General features: G+C 50.8%; 5 protein-coding genes and 1 tRNA gene. 5 read left to right on the top strand and 1 reads right to left on the bottom strand.

What is annotated here, in order from left to right; all coding sequences use genetic code 11:
• Positions 1 to 362: 362 nt before the first annotated feature.
• A tRNA-Pro gene (locus tag L692_RS0101645) sits at positions 363 to 436 on the top strand.
• An 81-nt stretch (positions 437 to 517) separates the two neighbouring features.
• Here the strand turns inward: L692_RS0101645 and L692_RS0101640 are convergent.
• The gene (locus L692_RS0101640) at positions 518 to 1,477 is read right to left on the bottom strand and encodes a hypothetical protein (protein ID WP_025696606.1); all 960 of its coding nucleotides are present in this window, start codon (positions 1,475 to 1,477) and stop codon (positions 518 to 520) included.
• Positions 1,478 to 2,117: 640 nt separating this feature from the next.
• On the opposite strand from L692_RS0101640, the gene rplS reads away from it, so the two are divergent.
• The 4 genes from rplS (at position 2,118) to L692_RS0101615 (ending at position 5,112) form a co-directional block, all read left to right on the top strand.
• On the top strand, positions 2,118 to 2,462 hold the full coding sequence (rplS, locus tag L692_RS0101630; protein WP_025696602.1) for a 50S ribosomal protein L19: 345 nt from the start codon (positions 2,118 to 2,120) through the stop codon (positions 2,460 to 2,462).
• Positions 2,463 to 2,680: 218 nt separating this feature from the next.
• Positions 2,681 to 3,301 (top strand): signal peptidase I, encoded by a 621-nt coding sequence (lepB, locus tag L692_RS0101625; RefSeq protein ID WP_025696600.1) that lies wholly within the window; start codon positions 2,681 to 2,683, stop codon positions 3,299 to 3,301.
• A gap of 29 nt (positions 3,302 to 3,330) precedes the next feature.
• Positions 3,331 to 4,203 (top strand): ribosome biogenesis GTPase YlqF, encoded by an 873-nt coding sequence (ylqF, locus tag L692_RS0101620; protein WP_025696599.1) that lies wholly within the window; start codon positions 3,331 to 3,333, stop codon positions 4,201 to 4,203.
• 285 nt (positions 4,204 to 4,488) lie between these two features.
• Positions 4,489 to 5,112 carry a ribonuclease HII gene (locus L692_RS0101615; RefSeq protein ID WP_025696597.1) on the top strand — a complete coding sequence of 208 codons (624 nt, stop codon included), beginning with the start codon at positions 4,489 to 4,491 and terminating at the stop codon, positions 5,110 to 5,112.
• The last annotated feature ends 88 nt before the right edge of the window (positions 5,113 to 5,200 follow it).

Here is a 5,200-nt window from a genome sequence, read left to right as displayed (position 1 = left end):
GGTGTACTGTCCAAGTTCAAATAGGGGCTAAATAGAAACCATTGAGGGTATATGTCGAATATGGCATATACCCTTTTTTTGTCTTTTACTTACAAAAAAACTAAGCATGGGTGCGCTGGTACTAATTGCATAGGTGAGCACCTATACGATAAAATAGTATTTGAATGATGGTTATTGCTAATTTCATAAATGTATACTAACGTTAATTACTCTCTACTTTGAAGTCCATTTTTGGATATTAACTTGCAAGAGTGGGTGGATAAGTCGTATAATAATATTCGTCGCTGATATTTCGCTGAGTTATGCGTAAGGAACACCTGTAAATGTTGGTTGTGACAGCATACTGGCGGCTTACATATTATCGGGGTATGGCGCAGTCTGGTAGCGCGCACCCTTGGGGTGGGTGAGGCCGTGGGTTCGAATCCCGCTACTCCGATTCTTAAAAAACCGCAGCCTGGTCAATCTTGAGATTGGCAGGCTGCGGTTTTGTTATTTTTTTCAACATGAGATGGAGTTGTTATTTCGTTACACTGATCGCACCTATGGAAGAGGAAAGGGAGAGAAGCGGGCCACCGCCGTTAATATCGCTTCTGCCCGCAGGCACTCCTGTAACGCGGCCAAGATCGTTGTCTGCGTCAAGCGTGCAGCTTACCGACGGTCCCAGGGTCGTGTTGATGCTTCCTACATCGGTGCTGGCGGTTAGGGAGGAGTCGCTGTCCATTGCGGCGATATCCAGTGAAATGCTGCCGGTGTCGGTGTCTATGCTGGATTTCCCTGTAATACGCGCGTCTTCAATACGCACGCTTCCAACTTCGCCGGAGATACGGTAGGCGCCCGATAACCCGTGAAGTTTGATTTTTCCTACATCGCTCTTGATATCATATCGGTCAATGCTCACGGGAGTTTCAATACGGTAAGAGATACTGAAGTTGGAGGTGCCATACGTTCTGCTCGCCCATGACCATAAATCGGTGTCCGGCTTATCTTTCGGATGAACGTTCACTTTCAGTTGGCCGCCGCTCTCCTTGATGGAGACTTCAGCGCTGTCTATAATACGCTGGCTGTTATCCTTACCGCCAGGCGTGTTGTAAGCAGTGAGCGTTGCACTTACTTTCAAATCGTCTCCGCTGCCCGGTTCCACGTCGATATCGCCGACCGAATTGTCCACAACAAGCGTTGAAGCCGAGCCGACTGGACTCCGGGTGGACAGTTCTGTGCTGATTCCAGGCGACTTGAGCTGATCCGATACGTGCTCCGCAGTGTCTCCAATTGCTTGCGCGGCGCTGTCCGCAGTTTCCCCGACGTTTTGCCGAACAGTCTCGCCGAAGGACTCTGCCGCTTCCCCGATATCCTGTATGGAGTTCTCCACGCTGCTGCCCGCGCTGCTCTCCGACTTCCCGGGAAGCGGAGTGCAGCCCGCCAGAAGCATAGCCGCCAATGCGGCAGCCACTGCCGTGTTCCTCATCTTTGTTCTCATGTCTCTTTTCCCCCTTTAATATAGATAAACAATTCCATGATCTGTCTGTGTAAGGTATGTACTCACCAAAGTATACCTTGTGGAAATTTATTGAAACAGAGGCCGGAGACTGGCTGCAACCTAGACTAAAGTTGGGGAAACTTGTTTCAGAAAAAAGCCTTCCCGTATAATAATAAATAAAGCCCCAAAAGAAAGGATACCTGCTGATGAGATATATTGTATTCCTCATGATTTTGTTGGCGGTCGCTGTCATTTACGCTGTAACCCGGGTTCTGAACACAAGGAAGCGGAAAAAAGGAAATCCCCCGAAAAATAATGTAATTCCGTTGGACGCGCACCGGAAATTCCGGAAAACTGCGGATGAACAGCCTTGCTCCAGCTGCAAAAAGAAAAACGGGAAGCTTATTTTTTATGCACAGGATGACGGTTCGGTCGCCGGCTTATGCAAGGACTGCCAGGCAAAGGCCAAAAAGCGGGATATGCTTCCCTTGTAATCAAATAAATAGGTTGTATTCATTCGCCTGATATGGTAATATTATTTCTGTTGTGTGGAATACGGTGGTCCGCTGCGGATGATGATGGAGAACGAAGGTTTCTCCGGAGGAGGCATGAACACCTGTACGGAAGGAGGAAGTCCTTAATGAACATTTTGCAAGAAATTACTCAAGAGCAGCTCCGCAAAGATATCCCGAGCTTTCGTCCTGGCGACACTTTGAAAGTGCACGTTAAGGTTATCGAGGGAAGCCGCGAGCGTATTCAGCTGTTCGAAGGCGTTGTAATCAAACGCCGCGGCGGCGGAATCAGCGAGACTTTTACGGTTCGTAAAATTTCTTACGGCGTTGGCGTGGAAAGAACTTTCCCGATCAACTCGCCTAAGATTGAGAAAATCGAAGTAACTCGCCATGGTAAAGTTCGTCGCGCCAAGCTGTACTACCTGCGTGAACTGCGTGGTAAAGCCGCAAGAATTAAAGAGATTCGCCGCTAATCCAAGCGGCAAGGGAGAGGGGCTTGATTTCAAGCCCTTTTCGTTTATTAAGATATTTGCATATACTTTACAGATAGATAAAGCTGGGGACGGGCTTCTTTCGAAAAAGCCTTCTGAGGAAAGGCAGAGGTTTTTTGGTTTGAAGTTTTTTTGATTTGTATGGAGACGGTTCATAAGGAATCCTTGAACAGTCAAGGTTAAGGAGAGGACGGTGAACTATGCAGCAGGATTTGCAGCAGGGACAAGATGGAGGAGACAATCAGACTTCACAGGTTCCGCCCAAGCAAAAGAATGAACTGCTGGAATGGATAAAGGCGATTGCGATCGCTTTAATACTGGTTATTCTGATTCGTTGGCTGTTGTTCAAACCGTTTATTGTGGATGGACCATCCATGAAGCCAAATTTCCATACCGGCGAACGGGTCATTGTCAATGAAATTCTGTATGATATCCGGCCTCCGCACCGGGGCGAGGTCATCGTGTTTCATGTGCCTTCCGAGGGCAGGGATTTCATCAAACGGGTCATCGCCGTAGCCGGGGATACCGTGAAGGTGGAAGGCGACGTGGTGACCGTAAACGGGAAAAAGGTAGACGAAACCTATATTCAGGGAGCCATCGACGAGGCGCATAAGAATAACCAGTTGTACAATAACAAGAACTTCCCTAACGAGAATTTCCAGGACGGGGTCGTACCCAAGGGCCATGTATTCGCCATGGGGGACAACCGTTCCGACAGCACGGACAGCCGGATGATCGGCTATATTCCGCTGGGCGATATCGTAGGCCGGGCTGATGTGATTTTTTGGCCGATATCGGACATGGAATGGATCAAGCATTGAAATAATACATTCAAAGGAGGCGATGGGCAGTGACCATACAATGGTTTCCGGGTCATATGACGAAGGCCAGACGGCAAATCGAGGATAAGCTGAAGCTCATTGACGTAGCGATAGAGCTGCTGGATGCCCGTCTTCCGCTGTCCAGCCGCAATCCGATGATTGATGATATTTTGCGGGATAAGCCGCGGCTTATTATTTTGAACAAAAGCGATCTGGCCGATCCCGAAATGAACCGGCAGTGGCTTGCCTTTTTCAAGGAGGAGGGTCATGCCGCGCATCTCGTGGACGCCTCGACCGGTAACGGGGTCAAGGAGATTCCGGATCAGGTCAAGCTGCTGCTCAAAGAAAAGATCGACAAGCAGATCGCCAAGGGGATGAATCCGCGCGCGATGCGGGCGCTGATCGTCGGTATTCCCAATGTGGGCAAATCCACGCTGATCAACCGGATGGCCGGGCGCAACATCGCCGCAACGGGCGACCGTCCGGGCGTCACGAAGGGGCAGCAGTGGATCAAGACCGGAGGCAACCTTGAGCTTCTCGATACGCCGGGAATTCTGTGGCCGAAGTTCGAGGATCAGCAGGTCGGGTACCGGCTGGCGATTACCGGTGCGATCCGTGAAGAGATTCTTAATGTAGAGGACATTGCGTTCTATGCGGTCAAATATTTGCTGCGGGATTACGGCGGCCGATTCCGGGAGCGGTACGGGATTGACAAGCTTCCAGAGGATTTGGAGAATCCGGACGAAATCGTGGCGGTTATGGAAGCGGTGGGCCGAAAGCGCGGCTGTCTGGTGAGCGGAGGAAGAGTGGATCTTGAGAAGGCTTCCCGTACGCTGCTGCATGAGCTGCGAGCCGGCAAGCTGGGCCGGTTCACGCTGGAAGCTCCGGGCACCAAACACTGATACAGCAGCTTGTGCGCTTGGTCATGCCAAGCTCCGGGCAGAAAGACTGGCGGATACGGACCGTTTTTGCGCGGTTTGGCTGCCTCACTACATAGCGGTTGTTCCGTCAGACAGAGAGTCGCCATATTGGCGGCTCTTTTTTTGGTGCGGGGAGAGGTTGGCTTGCTCGGAGAAACTTTTTGCACAAACTTGCGTTTCAATAAGTAGAAGATATATGCAGTACGGTGCTTTGGCATGGAGCAGGGGAGAAGCCCCGGAAATTACAGTTTGGCAGGTGGGAAGCGAATGGATAACGATATGCTGTTCTATGAAAAAGAGGGCTGGGGGCAGTCTTACTCCCGAATTGCCGGTGTGGACGAGGTGGGCAGAGGCTGCTTGTTCGGCGATGTGGTTGCGGCTGCCGTCATTTTGCCGGAGGGTCTTATTATCGAGGGAGTGGACGATTCCAAAAAACTGACGGCCAAAAAACGGGAAGCCCTGTACGAATTGATTATGGAGCAGGCGCGGGCTGTCGGGGTGGGTTATGTGGACTCTTCCAGGATCGATGAAATCAATATCAAGCAGGCTTCCAGGCTGGCCATGAAGCAAGCGGTCGAAGGGCTGGGTGTCCTACCCGATTATATGCTGATTGACGCGGAAAAAATAGACCTCCCTCTGCCGCAGCGGGCCATCGTTAAAGGGGATGCGAGCAGTCAGTCGATCGCGGCGGCGTCCATTATAGCCAAGGTGACCCGAGACAGGCTGTGCGAAGGATTGTGGGAGGACTTATATCCGGATTACGGAATTGCTGTACATAAGGGCTATGCCACAAAGCTTCACCGCGAGCGGATTGCGCGGCTTGGACCGACTCTGATGCATCGGCGGAGCTTCTTGGGGAGAATCCTGGCGGAGCAGCCCACATTATTTTAGTTGATCGGGAAAATGGGGAATTATAGAGGCGGGTGGTCCGGCGATAAAGTTATGCCGGGCTGTTTTTTTAAATGATTAGGATAAGGAG

Origin of the sequence: Paenibacillus forsythiae T98 (assembly GCF_000520735.1) — a bacterium.
Taxonomy (GTDB): Bacteria; Bacillota; Bacilli; order Paenibacillales; family Paenibacillaceae; genus Paenibacillus_AQ; species Paenibacillus_AQ forsythiae.
The sequence above is the reverse complement of the archived record's forward strand: the minus strand, read 5'-3'. Positions and strand labels throughout refer to the sequence as shown.